The 23,247-nt window shown below is 54.2% G+C and carries 21 protein-coding genes; 10 read left to right on the forward strand and 11 right to left on the reverse strand.

Going from position 1 to position 23,247, the window contains the following annotated elements; genetic code table 11:
• Positions 1-118 precede the first annotated feature (118 nt).
• The 7 genes from thpR to MVB78_RS05150 form a co-directional block, all read right to left on the reverse strand.
• Positions 119-673 (reverse strand): RNA 2',3'-cyclic phosphodiesterase, encoded by a 555-nt coding sequence (gene thpR / locus MVB78_RS05120; protein WP_297488748.1) that lies wholly within the window; start codon positions 671-673, stop codon positions 119-121.
• 59 nt (positions 674-732) lie between these two features.
• Complete coding sequence (locus tag MVB78_RS05125; RefSeq protein ID WP_297488750.1) at positions 733-2,115, reverse strand: hypothetical protein; 1,383 nt, start codon at positions 2,113-2,115, stop codon at positions 733-735.
• 203 nt (positions 2,116-2,318) lie between these two features.
• On the reverse strand, positions 2,319-2,783 hold the full coding sequence (locus MVB78_RS05130; protein ID WP_297488753.1) for a phosphoribosyltransferase: 465 nt from the start codon (positions 2,781-2,783) through the stop codon (positions 2,319-2,321).
• Between the two features lie 149 nt (positions 2,784-2,932).
• Complete coding sequence (locus MVB78_RS05135; protein WP_297488755.1) at positions 2,933-6,805, reverse strand: adenosylcobalamin-dependent ribonucleoside-diphosphate reductase; 3,873 nt, start codon at positions 6,803-6,805, stop codon at positions 2,933-2,935.
• Positions 6,806-6,981: 176 nt separating this feature from the next.
• Positions 6,982-7,428: a ferritin family protein gene (locus MVB78_RS05140; protein WP_297488758.1), complete on the reverse strand. Its 447-nt coding sequence runs from the start codon at positions 7,426-7,428 to the stop codon at positions 6,982-6,984.
• Positions 7,425-8,240 (reverse strand): HAD-IIA family hydrolase, encoded by an 816-nt coding sequence (locus tag MVB78_RS05145; RefSeq protein WP_297488760.1) that lies wholly within the window; start codon positions 8,238-8,240, stop codon positions 7,425-7,427. Before MVB78_RS05145 ends, MVB78_RS05140 begins: the two co-directional genes overlap by 4 nt.
• 8 nt (positions 8,241-8,248) lie before the next feature.
• Positions 8,249-9,259 (reverse strand): DUF1616 domain-containing protein, encoded by a 1,011-nt coding sequence (locus MVB78_RS05150; protein WP_297488763.1) that lies wholly within the window; start codon positions 9,257-9,259, stop codon positions 8,249-8,251.
• 221 nt (positions 9,260-9,480) lie between these two features.
• Here MVB78_RS05150 and MVB78_RS05155 point away from each other — a divergent pair, with 221 nt between their 5' ends.
• The gene (locus tag MVB78_RS05155; RefSeq protein ID WP_297488766.1) at positions 9,481-10,236 is read left to right on the forward strand and encodes a hypothetical protein; all 756 of its coding nucleotides are present in this window, start codon (positions 9,481-9,483) and stop codon (positions 10,234-10,236) included.
• A gap of 49 nt (positions 10,237-10,285) precedes the next feature.
• On the opposite strand, the gene MVB78_RS05160 is transcribed toward MVB78_RS05155, so the two are convergent.
• The gene (locus MVB78_RS05160) at positions 10,286-10,963 is read right to left on the reverse strand and encodes a metal-dependent hydrolase (RefSeq protein ID WP_297488892.1); all 678 of its coding nucleotides are present in this window, start codon (positions 10,961-10,963) and stop codon (positions 10,286-10,288) included.
• A 165-nt stretch (positions 10,964-11,128) separates the two neighbouring features.
• Here MVB78_RS05160 and MVB78_RS05165 point away from each other — a divergent pair, with 165 nt between their 5' ends.
• The 5 genes from MVB78_RS05165 (at position 11,129) to MVB78_RS05185 (ending at position 16,440) form a co-directional block, all read left to right on the forward strand.
• The gene (locus MVB78_RS05165) at positions 11,129-12,508 is read left to right on the forward strand and encodes a CoA-binding protein (RefSeq protein ID WP_297488895.1); all 1,380 of its coding nucleotides are present in this window, start codon (positions 11,129-11,131) and stop codon (positions 12,506-12,508) included.
• The gene (locus MVB78_RS05170) at positions 12,508-12,654 is read left to right on the forward strand and encodes a hypothetical protein (protein WP_297488768.1); all 147 of its coding nucleotides are present in this window, start codon (positions 12,508-12,510) and stop codon (positions 12,652-12,654) included. Before MVB78_RS05165 ends, MVB78_RS05170 begins: the two co-directional genes overlap by 1 nt.
• A gap of 18 nt (positions 12,655-12,672) precedes the next feature.
• The gene (gene iorA, locus MVB78_RS05175; RefSeq protein ID WP_297488771.1) at positions 12,673-14,616 is read left to right on the forward strand and encodes an indolepyruvate ferredoxin oxidoreductase subunit alpha; all 1,944 of its coding nucleotides are present in this window, start codon (positions 12,673-12,675) and stop codon (positions 14,614-14,616) included.
• 1 nt (position 14,617) lies between these two features.
• On the forward strand, positions 14,618-15,226 hold the full coding sequence (locus tag MVB78_RS05180) for an indolepyruvate oxidoreductase subunit beta (protein WP_297488774.1): 609 nt from the start codon (positions 14,618-14,620) through the stop codon (positions 15,224-15,226).
• A gap of 107 nt (positions 15,227-15,333) precedes the next feature.
• Positions 15,334-16,440, forward strand: coding sequence for an ATP-binding protein (locus tag MVB78_RS05185; protein ID WP_297488777.1), 1,107 nt, complete (start codon positions 15,334-15,336; stop codon positions 16,438-16,440).
• 1 nt (position 16,441) lies between these two features.
• Here the strand turns inward: MVB78_RS05185 and MVB78_RS05190 are convergent, their stop codons facing one another.
• Both MVB78_RS05190 and MVB78_RS05195 read right to left on the reverse strand, forming a co-directional pair.
• Complete coding sequence (locus tag MVB78_RS05190; RefSeq protein WP_297488780.1) at positions 16,442-17,443, reverse strand: histone deacetylase family protein; 1,002 nt, start codon at positions 17,441-17,443, stop codon at positions 16,442-16,444.
• Positions 17,444-18,046 carry a DNA-binding protein gene (locus MVB78_RS05195; protein WP_297488783.1) on the reverse strand — a complete coding sequence of 201 codons (603 nt, stop codon included), beginning with the start codon at positions 18,044-18,046 and terminating at the stop codon, positions 17,444-17,446. It lies immediately after the preceding gene.
• A 75-nt stretch (positions 18,047-18,121) separates the two neighbouring features.
• On the opposite strand from MVB78_RS05195, the gene speB reads away from it, so the two are divergent.
• The 3 genes from speB (at position 18,122) to MVB78_RS05210 (ending at position 20,964) form a co-directional block, all read left to right on the forward strand.
• On the forward strand, positions 18,122-18,982 hold the full coding sequence (speB, locus tag MVB78_RS05200; protein WP_297488897.1) for an agmatinase: 861 nt from the start codon (positions 18,122-18,124) through the stop codon (positions 18,980-18,982).
• Between the two features lie 183 nt (positions 18,983-19,165).
• On the forward strand, positions 19,166-19,660 hold the full coding sequence (locus MVB78_RS05205) for an HPP family protein (RefSeq protein WP_297488786.1): 495 nt from the start codon (positions 19,166-19,168) through the stop codon (positions 19,658-19,660).
• On the forward strand, positions 19,648-20,964 hold the full coding sequence (locus tag MVB78_RS05210) for a cation:proton antiporter (protein WP_297488788.1): 1,317 nt from the start codon (positions 19,648-19,650) through the stop codon (positions 20,962-20,964). The genes MVB78_RS05205 and MVB78_RS05210 overlap by 13 nt, the downstream gene beginning before the upstream one ends.
• A 12-nt stretch (positions 20,965-20,976) precedes the next feature.
• Here MVB78_RS05210 and MVB78_RS05215 read toward each other — a convergent pair whose 3' ends face one another.
• On the reverse strand, positions 20,977-21,447 hold the full coding sequence (locus tag MVB78_RS05215; RefSeq protein ID WP_297488900.1) for a hypothetical protein: 471 nt from the start codon (positions 21,445-21,447) through the stop codon (positions 20,977-20,979).
• 77 nt (positions 21,448-21,524) lie between these two features.
• Here MVB78_RS05215 and MVB78_RS05220 point away from each other — a divergent pair, with 77 nt between their 5' ends.
• Positions 21,525-23,243 (forward strand): chloride channel protein, encoded by a 1,719-nt coding sequence (locus tag MVB78_RS05220; RefSeq protein WP_297488789.1) that lies wholly within the window; start codon positions 21,525-21,527, stop codon positions 23,241-23,243.
• Positions 23,244-23,247 lie beyond the last annotated feature (4 nt).

Here is a 23,247-nt window from a genome sequence, read left to right on the forward strand (position 1 = left end):
AATTCATTCTAACGTGGGTTTTCCACTTAGAACCGATCAAAAGAAGGCCAAGTAAAAAAGTTGTATGGGTGTATAACAGGATGAAAAGGATTGGTCAAGATCTGTAGCTCCCCCAGCTTCATTCGGCCAGCTCGAACCTCGCCACCGTCTCGTAAATCGGCCCCTTCGGCGTCAGCGTGCTCTTCTTCAGCTCTATCGCGTTAACCTCGAACTCCCCGAAGTCCTCGTTGGCGAGGTCTTTAAGGGCCATCGCGAGCTTGGTCTTATCCCTGACGAACTTAACGCGGCCAATGGTGATGTGCGCCACGAAGTCCTTGTCCTTCTTGAAGCCGAGTCTCCTCATCTCCCTCTCCACATCCTGGGCAATCGCCTTTATCCCTTCGTCGTTCTCTATTCCGGCCCAGATGACGCGGACGTAGTTTGGATTCGGGAAGACGCCTATTCCCTTAACGCGAACGCGGTGCTTCTTGTACTTCTTTGCTATCTCCGCCAGGGATTTCTTGACCTCTTCAGCTAAAGCTTCGTCTATCTCCCCGAGGAACTTCAGCGTTACGTGGAGGTTCTCCCTTTCAACGAACTTTATCTTCGCTGATTTAGTCCCTATTCTCTCCTGCGCTTTGAGGAGGTTGTCCCTAACTTCTTCGCTGACATCTATAGCTATGAACGCCCTCATAGCACCACCGGGAAAAGTTGGGGAAGGGGGTTAAAGGGGTTTTGGAAATAAAAAGCAGTTCAACTGTAGTCGGCTTCCACGTAAAGACCGATTGGAACGTTCACATCCTCGTGCGATGTCCAGAACCAGTGTTTCACTGGAATCTCGACCTTATACTTGCTCTCCATCGCGTGGAAAGTTACGGTGCTGGAAGGCCCTTTGTTTTTTACGTGGCCAAGCATGACGTAGCTGGAGTAATCGCTGACACTGAAGCCGACCGTTACCGTTGCAAACCATGGTGGAAGACTGCCATCTGCCAGAGCATCTAAGATTGCCCCAACGGGTACGCCCACACAGAAACTGCAACCGTTACTTCCCGTATAGATTTCTCCATAGAAGTCCGCAACATAAATCGGTCTGTTGAGGGTTCCATTAATTCCACTTGATCTCTCCATCCAGCTGCTTGGAAAGTTGTATGGTGGCTTCCCGAGTGTTGAACCGCTCGTTATGTGTTTGACATTCCCACTGACCCTGTCTATGGTGAAGCTGTCTATCTTTGCAAAGTATCTTTCATTTCCGGTAAATAGGCACGTTGGCTGTGGGTGATAAGCGCTTTTGTAGCAGAAGTACTCTTTCTGGTAGATGTAGTGAACGGTCCCTTTAATCCACACATAGCCCCACCGGTATTCTTTGGGCACTGTAATGTCGTCCCCTCCAGCGTAGTAGTCTGTTATCGACCTTTCAAGGACTTTAACTTTTATGGAGCTCGGATCAAACTTAACCTTCTCCGATATCATGTCTCCAAATGCCACTGTAACGTCCGGCCCCCAGTACTTCAGGGCAGTTATCCCAATATCTGCCGTGCCAAAGATGTCACTCCAAACGTTGTTGTGGATGATGAGAATAGGTATCTTGACGTTTTGGAACCTCTGCTCCCTTATTGTTCTCCATTCATACCAGTGCTTTGTTGGGCTCTCTGGTGTGATTCCTTTTGATAGAGTTTTTATCCTCGCATGAGGGATGGGTACTGCGGAAGCATCTTTTAAGTTTAGCGTGAGTTCTATGCTCTTCTCAAATCCCCATCCACTTAAGGCACTCAGGGGCTTATCAACCCCATCAATCAAACTGTACACTTTACCATCCTTTTCTATCCACAGATCCACCCCTATGAAGGAGGTTTTTGAGCCAATGGTCTCCGCACTATTTTTAATCTTCTGAAGTTCACCTTTAGACAGATAAATACTGTTTTTAAAGAAGAGGTGACCACCGAGCGTGCCCCTCTTTATGACTACAATGCTTCCATTCTTGGTGAATGTCCATATGTCGTAGTACACTTTGGCTCCCTGTAAACCCTGCGGTGTGGAAACTTTTACATCAATCTTACCAATTGGTGTGGCACTTGCTATTATAGTTAGGAAGATGGAAGCTGTTAATAAGACTCCTACGAGTAGCTTCCATCGCACCAAGCTCACCTCCGAAAGTTTTTGCATTATATTTTGACCAACTTCATCTTATAAGTTTTTCTTTTTACTATACGTAAAAGCTCTTCCTTTTTTTCGGGTATAAATTCATTCCGAGTTTCATTTTTCTCTTAGAACAAACCAAAAGAAGCCTGAGTAAAAGAGTTGCATGGTGATGCAAAGAAAGAGCAAGGGGTAAAAAGAGCTCACCCCCTCACGACAACCGGGAACTCCTCCCAGGGGAAGACGATCCACTTGTCGGTCCTGAAGACGTAGAAGTCGGGAACGACCTTCGTCCAGGGCTTCATGCTGAGGCAGGCAACCTTGACCTCGCTCGCCCCGGCCTTCTTGACCTCCTCGATGACGACCTCAAGCGTCTTTCCGGTGTCGCTGACGTCGTCCACTATTACAACTTTCTTCCCTTCCAGCGAGCCGTGAAGGGGGATCGTTATGACCGGCCTCTCCATCCTCTCGTTTATGTCCTTGTAGAACTTGACGTCTATGACCTTGACCTCGACGTCGCCGAGGATGTGACTGAGCCTGACCGCTGGGATCAGGCCCCCCCGGGCTATGCCTACAATGACGTCCGGGGTGAAGCCCTTCCTCAGCTCGTCCGCTAAGGCAAAAACTGCCCTATCAACCTGCCACCACGTGAGGTAAACCTTGTCCATCTCCTCACCCCCGAATGGCGGGAGCCATCCCGACCCCACCTAAGGCTTTCCTTTGGATAATGGACGTTGAAATATTGAGGTTAAAAAGGCTATCTTAACAGGAAGCTGTCAACCCAGTCCGGAAAATGGGAAGGGGAGAAAAGGTGAACTCAGCTTATGACGCACTTGCTCCAGCCGCAGCGCGGGCAGGTGGCGCAGCCGCTCTCCATCCTGAGCTCAACTAAGACGCCGTCCTTCTCGTAGCAGACCGGACAGTAGGCAACACCGAGCAGCTCCTGTATCTTCTCCTCCGGGATCTCCGGCTTCTCGGCGTGGTGTGGATGTTCATGGGGCGGTTTTGGAGCGGAGACGTGGGAGACCGAGAAGGTCAAGCCGGGCTGAGGTTCCTTCTTCCCGTTCGTCCCGTTGATTATGGCCTCAACGTTGATGAATCTTGAAAGCCAGGGCTCGGCCTCGACCACGGCCTTCAGCTTCTCAACCGCGTACTCGCTCGGCTTCGCCTTGACGCGCTGCTTCTTCTCACCTTCAACGCTGTAGACCTGGACCGAGAGAGAGCCGTCGCGGTAGACGGTGACTCCCTTGCATCCGAGTTTGTAGGCCAAGATGTAAGCGGCTTTTACGTCCTCAACGGTGGCGTCGTTGGGCATGTTTATCGTCTTGCTCGCAGAATCAGTGAGCCAGAGCTGGATGTTTGCCTGGGCTAATATATGGTCGAGCCAGTGGATGTCCAGGGAGGTTACGAAAACGCGCTGCATCTCCTCCGGGATCTCCTCAAGGCCCTGTATTGAGCCGTAGTTGTCGCTTATCTTCTTGAGGAGCTCGTCACTGTAGAGTCCGCGCTTCTTCAGCTCGGCTTCGAAAACCGGGTCCACGTAGTAGAACTCGCCAACGGTCACGCTCTTCTTGTAGACGAGGGCGAATATCGGCTCTATTCCGCTGGACGTATCTGATATCATCGAGACGCTCCCCGTCGGCGGGCAGGTCGTGACCATGGCGTTCCTGACGCCGTGTTTCCTGATGTCCTCCACGAGATCGTCCCAGGGAAGGTTCCATATCTCACGGTGGTAGAAGCCCTCTATGGGGAGGTCTCCCTCAGGGTATTTCGTCCTCTCGTAGAGCGGGAAGCTTCCCCTCACTTTGGCCGTCTCGACACTCTGCCGGTAGGCGTAGAAAGTTAGGTACTCCGTTGCCTTCCTCATGAAGGCGAATCCCTCTTCGCTGTTGTATGGAATGCCGAGCTTGAAGAGCGCATCCGCTAAGCCCATCATCCCAACGCCTATCCTCCTTGTGAGCTTCGTGTTGCGGTCTATCTCAGGGAGCGGGAACTTGTTGACATCTATTGCGTTGTCGAGGTACTTCGCGACCTTCCGGATCACGTAGGCGTACTCGTCCCAGTCGAAGTAGGGCTTCCCTTCGTCGTCATACTTTACGAACTTGGCGAGGTTTATGCTGGCTAAATTGCAGGATTCATGGTCGTAGAGGGGCTCTTCTCCACAGTTGTGGCTCATGAAGCCGTTGCTTATGTAGGAGTGGTGCTCAGGCACCGTGAAGTCGTAGACGATTTCCTCTCCGAGGACTTCGACGCTCTCAACCGTGACGACCGGTTCGTCAATCTTCGTCTTCTTGAGGCTGAGCTTCTCCGTCTTGTAACCTTCGAAGCCTATCCTCTCCGCGAAGAGCTTCCTGCTGTAGTTCGCTATGACGAGCTCGTAGTAGCCCTCGGCCCTGTAAGTCCTCTCCTCGCCGTCCTTTGTGGTGTAGTGGAACTCTCTCTCATAGGGCCTCTCGTAGATTTTGGAGAGGATTCCAAAGAGCAAGAGCAGGTCCTGAACCTCCCTTAGGAGGTTCCTGTCCTTTGAGGTGAGTCTTACCGCTATGTCGTTGTCCACGTAGCCGTCGGCGCTGAAGAGGCCCCTCAGGAAAGCCGCTATCTCCTTCGGTTTGAGTCTGTAAACTATCTCTGGAACCCTCTTCTCGTTGCCCTTTACGAGGCTCTCAAGCCATCTGTACACCTCCCCGCGGACGCCGAGCTTTATCTGGTTGCCGTAGCGGTGGGGTTCCGCCTTGATCCTGAAATGCTTTGCGAGTATCCCCCTGATCTTCCAGGCGGTTTCTTCTTCCTTCTCGACGTTGAAGTAAAACCAGGCCCTCCTGTCGTTCACGTTGAGGTAGCCGTCTCCGATGAACCAGCCGAGGACGAATGCCAAGTCCTCCCCTATGCTCTCGCTTCCGAATTCGTCCTCCACTTCAAAGCGCGGTAGGAGGATTCTGTCTCCTTTTTTGAGCTCACCGACCTCTCTCCAGCCCTTGGGGGTCATGAGCCTATGGTCGAGGGTCGCGGTGATCTCGTAGCCCTCCTTCGTCTTGATCCTTGCGACCTTCTTCCTTCCGACCTTCCATACGTAGGCGGGGACTGCAACCGGATCAGCAACGGCAAGGGTTTTTCCGTGGATGGTTTCATATTTGACTTCCTCTCTGCCCGGCAGAAGAATCTCGACCGAGTAGGCGTAGGGTTCTCCACCCTCAGCTATCCCTTCAACTGCAACTGCCTCCTTTTTGCCTCTCTCCTTTGAGAGACTGAAGAGTTCCTCCGCCTTCAAGTAACCTTCCGGCGTCAGAACCCTCGTGTTCCCAACAACACATGGGTTAGTTGCCCTTATCTTCTCGCCCTTCGCAGGCTCCAAGACGTTCCTTCTGTTTATCACATCAAAGAACACCACACCTGGATCGGCCTTGGCCCAGGCCATGTAAGCTAACTCTTCAAAGAGGCTCTTGGGGTCTATGTCCTTGACCTTCTCGCCCGTTCTCGGGTTCACCAGCGGGTAGCGCTTGCCCTCCTTTAGAGCCTCCCAGTAGTCCTCCCAGAGGCCGACGCTTATGTTGAAGTTCGCTAAAACGTTCGTTCCAATGTTCTTCTCCTTGGCGTGGATGAACTTCTCAACGTCCGGGTGCCAGACCTCTAAGATGCCCATGTTCGCTCCGCGCCTCACACCGCCCTGCTTTATGACGTCGCTGACTGCATCTATGAGGTGCATGAACGAGACCGGGCCGCTCGCCGCTCCGGTCGTTGTTCCGACCATGTCCCCCTCAGGGCGGAGTTTGGAGAAATTGATTCCGGTGCCCCCGCCCATCTTTTGTATAACTGCCACATCGTGCGCGGCTTTCATTATGCTCTCCATGTCGTCCTCTATCGGGACAACGAAGCACGCTGAGAGCATGCCGAGGGGCCTTCCTGAGTTTATGAGGGCCGGCGTGTTGGGCATGAAAATCTGGCCCGTCATTAGCCTGAAGTACTCCTCTATCTCGTCCTCGTATTTATCAAAGGCCCCGCTCTCAAGCATCTTAACGATTTCGTCAATTGAAACCTTCATCTGGCCCTTTTCAGCGAGCTCGCGGTAGAGGTTGAGGAGCCTCTCGAAGTGCCACTTGTTGAGCTTGAAGCGCCCTATCGAGAGCTTCCCATCGTATTCGTCGAGGTTCTCCATGTACTTTTCGAGGGCTCCCAAATCGGTCTCGTGCCCCCCGTTCTTGTCGAAAACCCTCTCATCGTAGAGAACGTCGGGGATCACGGCCAGCGTTGAGACGCGCTCGTATAACTGTCTGGGGCTCTCTATTATCTCCCCTTTCTCGTTCTTCATGAGGTATCTGCTCGCTAAGACGCGGAGGGCGTTCGTCGAGAAGCGCTTGTCTATTTCATCGAGCTTGTCCTTGTTGAGTATCTTCTTCTTTTCCTCGCGTATCTCGGCCTTCTTCTTACGGTAGAGGATGTAGGCCTTGGCAACGTTGAAGAGGCCGGCGCGCATCAGCTCAAGCTCGACTATGTCCTGGATGTTCTCTATGTGCGGTGTTTCCCCTTCGTAGAGCTCGTTTATCCTCTTCACGACCCTCTTCACGACCCTGTTCAGGAGCCTCTCGTCCCTGACGCCGACTTCGAGCATTGCCCTCTGGATAGCCCACTTTATACGGTCTTTATCGAATGGTACGATTCTACCATCCCTTTTCATCACTTTTTCAACTGGCATATAAACACCCCTGACTTGTAGTTACCCTTTTCCCCTGTTATTGGTAGAATCAACAGCACAGGGCGGTTCGTCTAAAAGGTAAATATACCTTGCCCCCTCCCCAACTGCCACAGTGACAACTTTTTAGAAGATTTGCTGCCTATGGTCTCAGCTTCCTGGGGAAAATATGGGATAATTTATCCATCTAATTCGAGGCCCTCGTAGATAAGCCTCAGCCTGTAGGCGTGCTTGAGCTCCTCCCCGGCCATCATCCTGAAGATCTGGGAGAGGGAGCCCCCTGTTACCTCGGAGAGCTTTGTGTACATCTCGTAGGCGTGCTTTTCCCTCACTATTGCCTCTACGACGAGCTCCCTCAGGCTCGCTGGTTCAGCCCTTTCATCGGCGAGCATCGGCTCCAGGGAGAGGACATCGGTGTAGGCTCCGACACCGGCTTTCTCCAGGCTCTCGTTGGACAGGAGGTCTTCCATCGTCTTCCTGTGCCTCAGCTCCTCCTCCGCCATCAGCTTGAAGGTCTCGACGAGTTCTGGCCTCTCGAAGGTTGCGAAGGTCTCACCGAGCTTGTGGAGGTTGTAGAGCTCGTTCTCCTGCCAGATCACCCTCTCCAAAAGCCGCCCCAATCTCATCCTTCTTCACCCAGCTCCGCCTCAATGTACCCTGGGAGCTCCCCTATTCCAGTCAGCACGAGGTCGGGCCTTATTCCGCTCCCTTCGACATCTTCAAGGCTGCTCACACCGGTGAGGACCATTACCGCCTTCATTCCAAAGCGCTTTGCGAAGGCGATATCGGTGTCCAGCCTGTCGCCGACCATCCAGATTTCTTCAACCCCATCGAGCTTCTCCCTGGCAACATCGTAAGCCGGTTCGTTGGGCTTGCCTATTATGAGGGGCTCCGCACCGGTTGATGCCTTCAGCGCGGCTATTATCGCGCCCGCGCCCGGGTAGAGGCCCTCCTCAGCCGGGTAGGTCGTGTCCGGGTTGGTGCCTATAAACCGGGCCCCTTTTCTTACCGCCAGCGTCCCGTACTTGAGCTTCTCGTAGGTTAAATCGGGGTCGAGGCCGACGACGACGTATTCGACATCTCTCCATCCGCCCTTTTTAGCCCCTTCAACGTCCACAACGCCCCAGCCGAGGCACTTCATCTCCTCCAGAAGGCCTTCTCCCCCGATGACGAAGGCTTTTCCCGGTTTGAAGTGTTCCTCCATGTAGAGCCTCGTCGCGAGGCCTGAGGTGACGATCCTCTCCTCAGAAACTTCTATGCCCATCCTGAGAAGCTTCTCGCGGTAGCTCCCCGGGGTCTTCGTGGAGTTGTTGGTCAGCAGGACGAAGGGGATCCCCCTCCCCTTCAGGAATCCTACTGCTTCCCTGGCCCCCTTGATGGGCTCCTCACCCCGGTAGAGCACTCCGTCCATGTCGAGGATGATGCCGAGCTTCATCATTCCACCCCCTAAGGTCTCACGTGCACGTTGAGCTTTAAACTCTGGACGGTTCCGTTGACGGCCCCAAGGATGAGCCTCTCGGCGGCTGTTCCCGCGTAGTCCCCGTTCGCGGGCTTCGGAGGCAGCCCCGGCTGCCCGTCCTTGAAGAGGAGGAACCAGACCTGCCAGTCCCCGGGTTTCCCGATGCTGAAGGTGTAGTTCCTCTCGAACTCCGGCGTCCAGTTTCCTCCGATGTTCACAGGGACGGGTGGAAGCGTGACGTTGAACCAGCCGGGCATCGGGTACATCTCGTGTATCAGCGTCATGTTAGTCCTGTTGTCCCATGTGAGGTTCACCAGCCAGATCTGGACGTAGTAGGTGATGTTCCTGCCCTCGTGGTTGGCTATGCCTATGACCACCGTCCCGTTCTGGCCAACCCTGAGGTCGGTTGGGTAGCCGGCCGCCTTTCCCCCCGGTCCGAGGATGTAGAACTCGGTGAACTTCTCCCCGGGCTTCGGGTGGGTTATGACGTAGCCGAGGGTTCCGATGGAAGTCAGGATGGCTACTATCAGGACAACCGTCAGGGCCTTGTCGAGCCCGCTCGATTCCTCCCACTCCAGCCACCTCTTGACGTCCCCCATTTCCACCCGCGGAATCCACGGGTCGAAGGCCCGCTCCCTCCTGTAGATCCCGACCACCGAGAAGGTGATGTTGAAGACCGTCAGGCTGACGAGTATCGGGGTCAGCCTTATCCCCCAGGGGGTGTAGTTGAGGGCGAGGCCGATCAGGGGGACGATCGCTATGCTCAGGCCAAAGCTTAAGGCCAGGCGTTCGAGGTTGTCGAGTTCTTTCCTGTTGGGGAAGAGGGCAGTTATGAAGACGTAGCCCGGGAAGGAGATGATGAAGGAGTACTGACCGAGACCGGTATCTCCAACCGTCCTGCTTATGATAAGAATTATGAGGTAGGAGATGAGCTTGTAAAGGCTCTGACCCACCAAAAGCCAGCTTGCGTTGGTTATGAGCCTCTGCTTTAAACTCATTCTCTCCCCGGAGGAGATAGGGAGAACGTTTATTAGAATTTTGGTAAGGTGCCTTTTGGTTGTTCATTATTTTACTCAGCTTAGGCCTGTTTAATGTTTCTTGTTTTGATTTGTTTTTCAAACCTTTTGAAGCACACGTGAGTTTTTCACGTGACTTCATGTTCTCTTTTGAGCTAGGTTTTTAAATTAGCAAGTTTGACATCTAATTAGGTGATGATTTTATGGGAAATGCACTACTGGATTTCAGGAAGTTACTTAAGCTTCTCGCCAAGCTGTACGGTGAGAATGAATTCGATTCTCGAACTGTTGCGGAAGACTTGCAACATTTTTTCCAGCAAGTCGATGATCCAGAGGTTAGGTCAAGGCTCCTTGAGAGGATAACGCCAAAGCTGATATCCAACGATCTCCGCAGGTTATATATGATGGGCTTCCTCAGGCGCCGGAAGGTTCCGAGGGAGTGTGAAAGCAAGAAGGGAAAGAGATACAACTGTGGCTATAAATATATGTACAGCATAAACAATCAGGGGTGGAGTTATCTGAGAAAACTTGTGAAGAACGAAGAAAAACATTCCCTTCTATTTTCCACTGTTTCCGAGGACATCGAAGAAATCTTGGAGAAGATGAGGGTTGGTATGATGAAACTTAAAGTGGTGACTGCCTTGGAAAAAGGAAACATTGAATTGGCAATGATCCTATGGGACCTTTATGGGGGTGAGTCAGAGAAAAAATTCCAGTCCAGGGGGTTTAGACGGTTCATCCGAAAGAAGGAGTTATTTAAAATGGATACAAACTGCTGGATGAATATGTTCTACTTGGGGAGGCAGATATTTTCTCTCAAAAGGGAAATACGGCTGAAAGATTTAATGATAGACCAGCTTAAGAGAGAACTCGAAGCGTGTATTAAATCCAAGCGTGTGGGGTTTAGAGAGATTCTAGAAATGTCCAAGAACCTTCACCCGATTAATGAAGAACTTTAGCGTCTTTGGGTTCTTCTGTAATCCTCAGATTCAAAAAACAGAAAAGACATCAAACCTCAAGCTCCTCTCCAGGTTTGAGGATGACAACTTCGGCTTTATCGCCAACGAGCCTCTTGAACTCCTCCGGGTCCTGAGCTATCGGCGGCCAGGTGTTGTAGTGCATCGGCACGACCTTCTTCGGCTTCAGCAGTTCGACAGCCTTTGCCGCTTCCCTCGGCCCCATCGTGAAGTGCCCGCCTATCGGGAGAAGGGCAACGTCAATCGGCCCGTAGAGCTCGCTGAAGAGACCCATGTCGAGGAACACGAAGGTGTCTCCGGCGTGATAGATCGTCTTCCCGTCGAGCTTGACTATGAAGCCCGAGGCGTTGCCTATGCTGTGAACTCCGTCACTGCTTGAGTGCCAGGCCGGAACCTGGACTATTCCAATGCCGTCAATCTCAGTCGGCCCGTAGTTCATCCCTATTGTCTCAACCTGCCCGTTGGCCTGCCCGCTGATGTAGTTGGCAACGTCGTACATTGCCACTATCTTTGCACCGGTTCTCCTGGCGATCTCTATGGAATCGCCTATGTGGTCGCCGTGGGCGTGGGTAACTAAAATCAGGTCTGCCTCAAGCTCATCCGGCTTGGCGGCCGCCTGCGGGTTGCCGCTGAGGAACGGGTCTATCAGGATCTTCTTGCTCCCCTCGATGTAAAAAGCTGCGTGTCCTAAAAAGCGCACCTTCACCATCTCCACCACCTCCAACTTAAAATAACCCAAGCTTACTTAAAGCTTTCGATGGCCCAGAAAAGCCCACTGATGCACTTGTTAAGCTCAATGATGTCCCAACTATCTCCGATGTCCGTTTTGGGAAAGCTTATATACGATTCCACGGAGATTTTAACGGTGAGGTTCATGACACTCGACTACTTCTTCAGGCCAAGGGGCATAGCTGTCATCGGCGCATCGAACGACCCCTTAAAGCTCGGCTATGAAGTCTTCAAGAACCTCAAGAAATACAGAGACGGGAAGGTTTATCCGGTAAACGTTAAGGACGAGGTCGTTCAGGGCGTTAGGGCCTACAAGAACGTCAAGGAAATCCCCGGTGAAGTTGACCTCGCGATAATAGTTGTTCCCAAAAGATTCGTGAAGCAGACGCTTATTGACTGTGGGAAGAAAGGCGTTAAAGGAGCGGTAATCATAACGGCAGGTTTTGGCGAGACGGGCGAGGAGGGCAAGAAGGAGGAGCGCGAACTGGTGGAGATTGCCCACCGGTACGGCATGAGGCTCATCGGCCCGAACTGCGTCGGCGTTATGAACACCCACAACGAGGTGAACGCGACCTTCATAATGGACGCAAGGAAGGGAGATATAGCCTTCGTCAGCCAGAGCGGAGCTTTGGGAGCGGGAATAGTCTACAAAACTGTGAAAGAAGGAATAGGCTTCTCCAAGTTCGTAAGCGTTGGGAACATGGCCGACCTCGACTTCGCGGAGCTAATGGAGTATTTAGCGGACACCGAGGAGGACAAGGCGATTGCCCTCTACATCGAGGGGGTTAAGGATGGCAGGAAGTTCATTGAGGTGGCGAAAAGGGTTACAAAGAAGAAGCCAGTCATAGCGCTAAAAGCCGGGAGGAGCGAGAGCGGAGCAAGAGCTGCATCGAGTCACACGGGTTCTTTAGCAGGAAGCTGGAAGATTTATGAAGCTGCTTTCAAGCAGGGCGGTGTCCTCATAGCCGAGACCATAGACGATATGCTCAGCATGGCGAGGGCCTTCACACAGCCACTGCCCAGAGGAAAGCGCGTCGCGATAATGACGAACGCAGGCGGTCCGGGAGTTTTAACGGCGGATGAGATAGACAAGCGCGGGCTGAAGCTGGCGAACCTTGAGGAAAAGACGATAGAGGAGCTACGCTCCTTCCTTCCGCCGATGGCGGCAGTAAAGAACCCGGTTGACATGATAGCCTCCGCTCGGGGAGAAGACTACTACAGGGCAACCAAGGCCCTTCTGCAAGATAAGAACGTTGACATGCTCATAGCGATATGCGTCGTTCCAACCTTCGCTGGAATGACACCGACGGAGCACGCTGAGGGAGTCATCCGGGCAGTTAAGGAGGTAAACAACGGAAAGCCTGTTTTAGCACTCTTCATGGCGGGCTACGTGAGCGAGAAGGCCAAAGAACTGCTTGAGAAGAACGGAATCCCAAGCTATGAGAGGCCGGAGGATGTGGCAGCCGGTGCCTACGCCCTCGCCCAGCAGGCGAAGAACGCCGGCGTTTTGGGGAGGAGTGAGTGATGGAGGTCAAAGCGGATTCCCGTGAAAGAAAAGTTCCCAAGACCCCCACCAATCCCGTTACTATAGACGACCTCTACGGGAGAATGAAGGCTCTGGTAGGTGAAGTTAAGGAGGATTCACACTTAGTTTTGGCGGAAATTAGATGAGTTGGAGGTGCCGTTTAGATGGCGAAGGTTACAGAGGTAGTGTTGTGGGACAGGCCCGGGGAGAGGGTTCTCCTCCTCGGAAACCACGCGATAGCAAGGGGAGCGCTCGAAGGCAACATAGCGGTTTTTGCAGCGTATCCCGGAACGCCCAGCTCAGAGCTTACTGACACGATGGCGGCAGTTGCAAAGAAGGCGGGCGTTTATATGGAGTACTCCACCAACGAGAAGGTGGCATTTGAGACAGCTTTGGCGGCGGCCTGGAGTGGCGTTAGAGCAATGACGGCAATGAAGCACGTTGGCCTAAACGTCGCCATGGACAGCTTCATGACGGCAAGCTACATGGGCGTTGACGGCGGGCTGATAGTTATGGTCGCCGATGACCCGAGCATGTGGAGCAGTCAGAACGAGCAGGACACGAGGGCGATAGCCAAGAACACCGGGGTTCCCGTCTTAGAGCCTTCGAGCGTTCAGGAAGCGAAGGACATGGTGAAGTACGCCTTTGAGGTGAGCGAGAAGTACGGCCAGATGGTGATACTCAGAACGACGACGAGGAGCTCCCACATGCGTGGCGACGTCGTTCTTGGAGAACTGCCCGAGGAGATAAAGAACGCAAAGAGAAAGTTCGGGAACTTCAAGAAGAACCCGGAGAGGTACGTTGACATACCCGCCTTCCAGAGGAAGAAGCACCCCTGGCTGCTCGAAACTATCGAGAAGTTCCGCGAGGAGTTCAACGAGAGCCCATTCAACTGGATTGAAGGCGATGAGAACGCAAAGGTCGGTATAATCGCTCCGGGCCTCAGCTACGCCTACGTGAAGGAGGCTTTAGCATGGCTCGGCGTCGAGAACGTCAAGTTGCTCAAGCTCGGAACGCCTTACCCGGTTCCCTACGGCCTGCTTGAGAAGTTCTTCGATGGGCTTGAGAGGGTTCTCATAGTTGAGGAGCTTGAGCCGGTCGTTGAGGAGCAGGTGAAGGTCTGGGCCTACGACAAAGGCCTGAGAATCCCAATCCACGGGAAGGACATCGTGCCAAGGGTCTATGAGATGACGACGAGGAGGGCTGTGGAGACCGTAGCAAAGTTCCTCGGACTGGAAACTCCGATAAACTTCGAGGAGATAGACAGAAAGTACGAGAAGGTCTCAAAGATAGTCCCGCCAAGGCCACCGAGCCTCTGTCCAGCGTGCCCACACAGGAACACATTCTACGCGATTAGGCGCGCCGCATCGCCAAGGGCCATATTCCCGAGCGACATAGGCTGCTACACCCTCGGCGTTCTGCCACCGCTCAAGACAGTTGACACCACAATAGCGATGGGCGGCTCGATAGGAATGGCTCACGGCCTCGACGTCGCTTTGAACGGCGTTCCAGGCGAGGAGGAGAGAAAGACCGGCAAGGAGAAGAAGATAATCGTTGCTACCATAGGAGACTCGACCTTCTTCCACACCGGTCTGCCGGCTTTGGCAAATGCCATCTACAACCGCTCCAACGTGGTCATAGTCGTCCTCGACAACCTCGTTACAGCGATGACGGGCGACCAGCCGAACCCCGGAACCGGCGATACACCTCACGGACCGGGCAAGAGGATACTCATTGAGGAAGTCGCGAAGGCGATGGGAGCTGACTTCGTCAAGGTCGTTGATCCGTACGACATAAAGGCAACTGAGAGGGCAATCAAAGAAGCTCTGGCCGTTGAAGGCGTAAGCGTCGTCGTTTCAAGGCAGCCCTGTGCACTCTACAGGATAGGCCAGATGAGAAGGAAAGGAGAGAAGTGGCCTATCTACCACGTCATCGAGGACAAGTGTACCGGCTGTAAGATCTGTATCAACGCCTACGGCTGTCCGGCAATATACTGGGACGCCGAGACAAAGAAGGCCAAGATAGACCCGACGATGTGCTGGGGCTGCGGCGGCTGTGCTCAGGTGTGTCCGTTTGACGCTTTTGAGCCCATGGAGGAGGGTGAGTGAGATGAGAGAGTATAACATCGTTATCACCGGAGTAGGCGGTCAGGGAATTCTCACTGCGGCCAACCTGCTCGGCTGGGCGGCTTTGAGGGCAGGCTATAAAGTCCGCGTTGGAGAAGTCCACGGCATGAGCCAGCGCTTTGGGAGCGTTATCGCCTACGTCCGCTTTGGCGAGGACGTTTACGGAGCGATGGTTCCCGAGGGAAAGGCCGACGTTGTACTCTCCTTTGAACCTGTCGAGGCTTTACGCTACATCAACTACCTTAAGAAAGGCGGTCTTGTCTTCACGAACGCCCGCCCGATTCCGCCTGTTCAGGTCTCAATGGGACTCGCTACCTACCCGACGCTGGAGGAGATGAGGAAGATCATCGAGGAGGACTTCGGGGGCAAGTTCATGGCCTTCGACGCTGAAGAGTTAGCCCTCAAGGCGGGGAACATCGTTACTACCAACGTCGTCCTCATCGGGGCTCTAACCCAGACGCCGGGCTTCCCGCTCTCAGCCGAGCACGTCAGGGAAGTTATTAAGGTAAGCGTTCCGCCGAAGACGATAGAGGTAAACATGAAGGCCTTCGATTTGGGGGTTGAGGCCGCGAAGGAGATGCTGGGGCTTTGAAGGCTCTCTTGTCCCTTTTTCCTTCCCCTGGCTGAGCCTTTTACTGCCCTTTATCTCACGAAACCCTTATAACTTACCCCCCGGTAAGTAACTTACGGTGGGGTAAGTTGCTGTTCGATCTTCAGCCAAAAACCCGGCGTGAGGATCTGTACGACAGGGAGAATGGACTGAGGGAGTTTCAGAGCGCAGTGAACCTGGGTGAGAACCTGATCCTCCTGCTCGGCATAAGACGCCTCGGGAAAAGCTCCCTCCTCAACGTTGCGCTCGCAGAGTCTGGAATGCCCTACGCAAAAATCGACGTCCGCTCCCTCTACTTCACCCACGGCTCAATACCCCAAGAGATTCTTGCCCGAAAAATCCTTGATTCTCTCCTCTCAACCGTTTCGGCCCGTAAGTCGCTAAGGCTTAGGCTTGAAAAGGCCTTGAGTTCCATCCGCGGGCTGAGGGTCTCGGGCCTGAGCGTGGAGTTCGAGAGGAAACCTGACCTTGCAGAAATCCTTGAAAAGATAAGCTCATGGGCTGAGAACGAGAACCTGAGGGCGATAATTGCCTTTGATGAGGCCCAGTACCTCAGGCTTTCGGGGATTCGCTACGACGGTTTAATAGCTTATGCAGTTGATAACCTCCCCGGGATAACCTTTGTTTTAACCGGCTCAGAGGTTGGAGTGCTCCACGACTTTCTTGGCCGTGAGGATCCCAAAAAACCCCTCTTTGGCAGATACGCGAGGGAGATAGTGCTTCAAAGGTTCAGGCGGGAGGAAAGCGTGGACTTCCTCAGAAGGGGTTTCGAAGAGGTCGGCATTGAACCGGGTATGCAAGAGATCGAGGAGGCCGTTGAGAGGCTCGACGGCATAGTCGGCTGGCTCACGATGTACGGTTATCTCCGCGGGATTAGAAAGCTTCCCCATGTCCAAGCTATGGACGAACTCTTCAACATGGCCGAAAAGCTGATCCGGGAGGAGCTTTCGTCCCTCATCCAGAACAGTAGGAGGTACGGGGTTATACTGAAGGCAGTCGCCATGGGAAACGTTAGGTGGAGCACCATAAAGGAGTACGTGGAGTTCAAGATGGGGCCGATAAACGACGCAAAGTTTTCCATTCTCCTAAAGAACCTCCTCAAGTACGGCTACCTTGAAAAGAGAGGAAACGAGTATGCAATCCCCGATCCGGTCGTTAAGGAAGTCGTGAAGAACCTTCAACTTGCCCCCTGGTAATCTACAGCTCCCACCACTGCCCTTGTACCTCTTTTACGGCCGAGACCGTCCTTAGAGCCTCATAGGAAGGCGTAATAGGAACTTCCCTTATCTCCCCCGACAGGTAGCCCTTGATGAATGCCGGCAGGCCTTTGTCAAGGCCAACGGAATAGCCACCCTCGAAGATTACAGCGAGCGGATAGCGGGAGAGCGTTGAGCCGGCGTAGGCAAAGAAAACCTCGCTTAACCTGAGTGTCGTCAGGTTCTCGCCGAGAAAGCCGTCGAAGCCGGCCGAGACAACGATGAGCTTTGGTCTGAACTGGGCTATTATTGGCAGGACGATTTCCTCCCAGGCGTAAACGTAGTCATCGTCTCCAGCGTAGTGGGGCATGGGGATGTTGATTTTCGTCCCCTCTGCTCCCCTGCCCCCGACCTCGTATTCGTACCCGCTCATCGGGTAGATGTCGCGCTCGTGGAGGTCTATGTGAACAGCTTTGCCGTCGTTCCAGAGTATCTCCTGTGTGCCGTTACCGTGGTGGGCGTCGAAGTCTACAACCAAAACCTTTCCGAGCTTTTCCTCCGCCACTTTGGCCGCGTAGGCCGAGTTGTTGAAGATGCAGAAGCCAAGAGTCGGAGCATTTAAAGCCCTCCCGTTTCTGCCCGCGTGGTGTCCGGGGGGTCTGACAAGGGCCAGGTAAAGCCCCTTCCTCTCAACTGCCAATTCAGTGGCTTTTTTAGACGCTCCGAAGGCCGTAAGGGAAGCCTTCCACGTTCCTGGGGAAACGTAGGTGTCCGGGTCGAGGTGGGAGAAGTCCCTGGCCATGTCCTTCACGAGCCTGACGTAGTCCCCATCATGAACCCTCAGAAGTTCCTCCTCCTGAACCGGCTCCGGTTCGATCGGCTCCCAGAGGCCGGTCCTCTTAAGGGCTTCTATCGCCCTTAAAAGCCTCCCGGGGTTCTCGGGGTGGTATTCCTTCGGCCTGTGCTCGAGGAAAGTGGACGAATAGAGGACTCCAAACCCCACTCAGAAGTACCCCCTGTCCTCCTCCTTCATGGACTTCTTTATCTCGCTCAGGAGCGCCTCCGCCTCCTCGGGCTTCATCCCCACCTTCTGGGTCAGGAACTTTACTATCTCCTCCTCGCTTGCCCCTTTCTTGATGCGTTCTAAGACCATCAGTGCTATCCTCTCAAAGATGGCCTCGTTAAACTGCTCCGAGAGCCCGAGGGTATCCATCAGGACGCCCATCCCGACGAGGAGGGCCGTGAGAGCGTCGTTGAACTCCTCCTTTCCAAGGGTCTTCTCGTCGAGGTCGACACGGAGCGTGACCTCATCGTTCACACCGCTCAGGGTGAACTTTATGAGGTTCAGGCGCTCGTTGAGGACGAGGAGGGCGTGGTAGGTCTTGACCCTCTCCTCAAGGTTCATTGCTATCGTCTCGATCCCTGAGGGCACGGCGAGCCTCACGAAGCCGTCTGGAAAGAGGACGTTCAGCAGAAAGGGCACCTTTGGGTGTTCCGCCACGTACTGCCCCTTCCCCACCTCCTTGACGCTCCATGGTAGGTCCACGGGGTCTTCCGCATCGTCCCTTCCAGCCCTGAGCCACCCGAGCACGGTATCCTCTATCATGGAATCACCATGGGATGTAGGCTCAACCCCATAAAGTTTTTTTGCCCTTCGCCCTCTCATGGCCGGGTGGTGCACTTGGATTTCCTGTACACGTACCGCACGTTCAGCCTTGAGCTCCCGCTCACGGAGCCTGAAAAAGCTCGCTTCGTCATCCTCGGTGTTCCATTCGACGGCACGACGAGCTTCAAAGGGGGCGCCCGTTTCGGGCCGACTCTGACGAGGCACGCAACCCTGAACCTTGAGAGCTACATCCTCGACTACGGCCTGGACATCGCCGACCTTCCCGTTGCAGATATCGGCGACATCGCGGTCGTAGCAGGGGATCCGAGAAGGACAGCCGACAGGGTGAGGGAGACCATAGAGGAGCTCAAAGAGGCCAACCCGAAGGCGGTGCCCGTACTCCTTGGAGGGGAGCATTCGCAGACGTTAGGGGCCGTTGAGGCTCTGAAACCTAAAAGCTACGTTGTCTTCGACGCGCACCTCGACCTGAGGGACAGCTACGGCGACAACCCCTACAACCACGCCTGCGTCGCCAGGAGGATAAGCGAACTGGGCGTTGGAGAGGCCATGTTCGGGATAAGGAGCGGAACTGGGGAGGAAGTGGAGTATGCGGACGCGAGGGGCATAAAGTGGGTTCACGCGAGAGATTACAGCTTCGATGCATTCATAGAGCTTGTCAGGCCCCTCCCAGAGCCGGTTTACCTTTCGATCGACGTTGACGTCTTCGACCTCGGCCTCGTCCCATCAACGGGGACGCCGGAGGCCGGCGGCCTCTCCTTCTGGGACGTGGTGGAGGCGGTGGAGTGGCTGACCGAGAAGAAGTCCGTGGTCGGCGTTGACATAATGGAGGTCGCTGGTGAGGCCTTGGGTGACCCAACTTCCCTGACCGCTGCTAAGCTGCTCTTCTACCTCCTCGGGGCCATGGGCAGGCTGTGAGCCGGTTCTATGGTTTGGCTTTCGTGTTTTCCCCTCCTTACCCTTTGATATTTTCGATCAGGCTGGATGAATGGCCCAAACTTCCATCGGCGTCTTGCAATGTACCCATTGTTCCATCGGTGGACTTTCCTTTCCATAAACCCTTAAATAGGCCTTTTCCAATTATCACATCGGTGAGGTAGTATGGGTCTCGAAGAAACCCTCGAAACCTTCCATTCACTTAAGGTCAGGGCCGTAACCCCCAGACCGGACTCAATGCCGATAGTTGAGGAGGGAACGGGTATCTTAGACGTCCTCAAGATACTCAGGACGAGGCACCACGTCTGGGTCGTTGAGGACAGGGAGACCATGAAGCTGACGGGTGTTATAAGGTACTTGGATGTCATAGACATCCTCCTCCCCCCCGAGGCGCACCGCTTCAGACTGGGGATGACGGGGAGAACAATGAAGTCGGCCCTCGGCGGCGCGAGCAGCGCGGGGGACGTTGCCGAGAGGCATCCCCTAACCATCAACGCCGACGCCACGGTTCTCGACGCCCTGATGAAGATGAAGAAGTACAAGATACAGGTCTTGGCGGTCGTAGACGACGGAAAGCTGGTCGGTGAGGTCAGCCTGAGGATACTGATAGACGAATTGCTAAGACTAAGCCGGGTGGGTGGTGCCCAATGGAAACCGTGACGTGGCTGCTCTTCACGATAGGCATCGCCCTCATCCTCGCCAAGATAGGGGACAGCATAATAGAGCGCTTTGAGCTCCCCGGAGTTTTGGGGGAGCTGATAATGGGTATGATACTTGGAAACCTCGTCTACTTCGGCCTCGTTTCCCCCCACTACCTGCCAATAGTGAGCGGGCAGGGCTTTACGACGGACATAACCCAGATATCCGAGTTTTTAGCAAAGCTGGGAATAATATTCCTGCTCTTCCTCGGTGCCCTCGATACCGACATCGATCAGCTTAAGAGCACCGGGGTCACGGCAACCGTTTCAACTGTCTTAGGCGTTTTCACGCCCCTCATAATAGCCTGGTACGCCCTCATGGCGATGGGCTACCCGAGCAGGGAGGCTTTCGCCGGCGGCGTCCTCCTCACGGCCACGAGCATAGGCCTCACCGTTCGCGTCATGATGGATCTCGGGGTGCTCAAGAGTGAGGTTGGGGCGGCCTCCCTCAGCGCGAGCGTCATGGACGACTTCCTCGGCATAGCCCTCGTCATCTTCGCCGTCGGGACCGGGAGTCTGCTCAACCTGACTGTCAAGATAGTGGCGTTCTTTGTAATAACGGGTGTAATCTGGTGGTACCTCGTTGACTACTACATCAAATTCGCCGAAAGGCTTCACGTTGAGAAGGGAATCCTCGGGATGGCCCTCGGGATGATGTTCCTCTTCGCGGCTTTAGCTGAAGGCTGGTTTGCAGCTGCTATTGAGGGCGCATTCATGATGGGCCTGACCCTCTCAAAGCTCCCAGAAGGAAAGCGCATGATGGACGACGTTAGGGCCATAGGCTACGGTCTGCTTATACCTTTCTTCTTCGTGCACACAGGCGCTATGCTCAACCTCACCGTCTTCGAGCACAGGAACGCCCTCGTCCTCGCGACCGTGATGAGCCTAATAGCGGTCATTGGGAAGATAATAGGCAGGGGATTCGGAGCCTGGATAACGGCCTGGGGTAGAGGAAGGAGCTTCCTCACGACGAGGGAGAACTTCTGGATGTCCCTGCAGATGGGCATAGGCTCTATCCCGAGGACCGAGGTCGCGCTGGTTGACCTGATGGTTGCGATACAGGGGAAGGCCATACCACCGAAGGACGCGCCGGACTTTGTAGCGGCAACGCTGATCTTCATAACGGTCTCCGTCCTGATAACGCCGCCTCTCCTCAAGTGGGCCTTCAAGGCGGAGATAGAGAAGGCGAAGAGGGCGAGAGCGGAGGAGAAGATAAGGCGCGTCCAGGAGACGAAGGAAAGGATAAAAGAACTCAAGGGGCGCTGAGCCCCTCTTTTTTCACCCGAAGAAGGCCCCCATCATGTCCATCTGCTCGTCGCTCATGCTCTTTATTTTGAACTCCGGCATCTCGGGGAGAAGCTTCTCGTAGTCCTCCTTCGTTACCTCCTTAGCTTTTCCGTTCTCGACGAGGTAGAAAACCCCGTAGTCAGGATCGCGGTAGGCAACGAGGAACCTCTCAACTTCGATGTCGTCGAAGTTCACGAAGATGACGTTTCCCCCGGTATATGGGCGTTTGCACTTGAAGGGGAAGCTTGAGGAGTTGAGCATCGCATCGCCGAGGGCCTGGTTTGCCCTCTCGCCGTTTATCTCGGTCCAGAATTTCCTCCCCTCGAAGTCTCCCTCAACGACTATCAGGAACCTCTGACCGTCGAGTTCAACTATGGGGGCACCCTTCTCCTCGAGTATCTTGAACAGCTCGCCGATTGTCTCGGCGTTCCTAAGCGAGGCAACGAATCCTTCAACCTTCATAGCGTTCACCGCTACCCATTGAAAGGCCGGGTATAAAAGCTTAAGTATCGCCCACCCTATTTATTCGAGGGGCCGGCTTGGCCTGGGAAAAACACTACGTCAGAAAGTGGACTGAAGTCCTCGTCTTCTCATTCCTCGCGGGCTTAGTTGGGGGACTGGGGGCCGTGGTTTTTAGGTTCCTCATAGCGGTTATCCACGGGTTCTTCTTTGGTAAGCTCCTGCCCCTCGTAACTCTCCAAGCCGGAAGATTTAACCTCGGCTACATCCTTCTTCCTGCAACTGGGGCCCTCATCGTGGGCCTAATAATCCTTAGGTATCCCGAAATCAAGGGCAACGGCATACCGGAGGTGATAGAGGCAGTTATCTTCAAGGGAGGGAACATCCCCGGGAGCTTTACCATAGCCAAGATAGTGGCGACCTCGATAACGATAGGCTCCGGCGGGAGCGCGGGCAGGGAAGGGCCGATAGGTTTCATTGGGGCTTCCCTGACTTCACTCTTAGCCAAGTGGTTCGGCCTCTCAAGGGAGATGAAGAAGCTCCTCGTCACCTGCGGTTTAGCTGCCGGAATCGCAGGAACCTTCAACACGCCCTTGGCTGGGGCGATGTTCGCCCTGGAAGTTGTTTACATGGGTGCCTTCTCGATAAACCTCGTTCCGATATTCCTCTCAGCTATAACGGGCAACGCCGTAACTCTGGCACTCCTCAAAAGGGCCTTTGAGGTAGAGATACCAACGAACCTTGGAAACACCCTCGTGGAGCTTCCTTTCTTCTTTCTCCTCGGGATAATCCTCGGCGTTCTCGCGGCTTTCTACGCCCGCTTTCTCTATGGCATCTTTGATAGGTTCTCGGCTTCAAGGGTTCTAGAGTGGACCAAACCATTCCTCGGCGGACTGGGGGTTGGTCTAATAGGCTTCCTATTCCCGGGCTACGGTGTCTTTGGCATAGGCTACGATGGGATGAGACTGGCCTTCTACGGGAAGCTCGGGATAGGTCTTCTCCTCATCCTGGCGCTCGCCAAGATGCTCGCGACTGCCCTAACGATAGGTTCGGGCCAGAGCGGTGGAATCTTCGCGCCGAGCCTCTACATAGGGACGATGTTTGGGGCGTCTTTTGGTGAAATGCTAAACCTTCTCCTCCCGTCAATTCACGCTAATCCCGCGGTTTACGCCCTCGCCGGAATGGCGGCCTTCTTCAGCGGGATGACGCAGGCGCCTATAACCCAGATTCTTATGGTGACGGAGCTTACGAAGAGCTACGCTGTTTTACCTGCCGTCATGACCTCCGCGACCATGGGCTTCCTAAGTGCGAGGCTATTCCTGAGGGGCGACTCAGTTTACACCATGAAGCTCACGAGGAAGGGCTACCACATAAAGACCGGGAAGCCGGTCATCCTTGAGACCATCTCGGTGGGTGAGATAATGACGGGGGAGCCAGTTTACGTCACCGCTGACATGACGCTCTTCGAGGTGGAACGTCTCATATCCGAAACCGGCCACGACTGCTTTCCAGTGGTGAACGAGGGGATGAAGGTCATTGGAGTTATCGGCGTCAAGGACATTCTGAAAAAGCCAACGTCCCTCAAAAGGATCAAGGTGGGTAGGGTTCTCGGTCAGGATTATGGAGTTACCTTTCCGGCCGAAACGGCCCAGGATGCCCTCGAAAAGCTGATGAACTACGACCAGAACCTCCTGCCTGTCGTGGAGAGCCCAGAAAGCAGAAAGCTCATCGGCGTGGTCACCAAAAGGGACATATACCGCGCCTACTACCGCGGACTGGAGGGCATGTACATAGAATGAGGTG

The sequence above is a fragment of the Thermococcus sp. genome, from assembly GCF_026991495.1.
GTDB lineage: Archaea > Methanobacteriota_B > Thermococci > Thermococcales > Thermococcaceae > Thermococcus.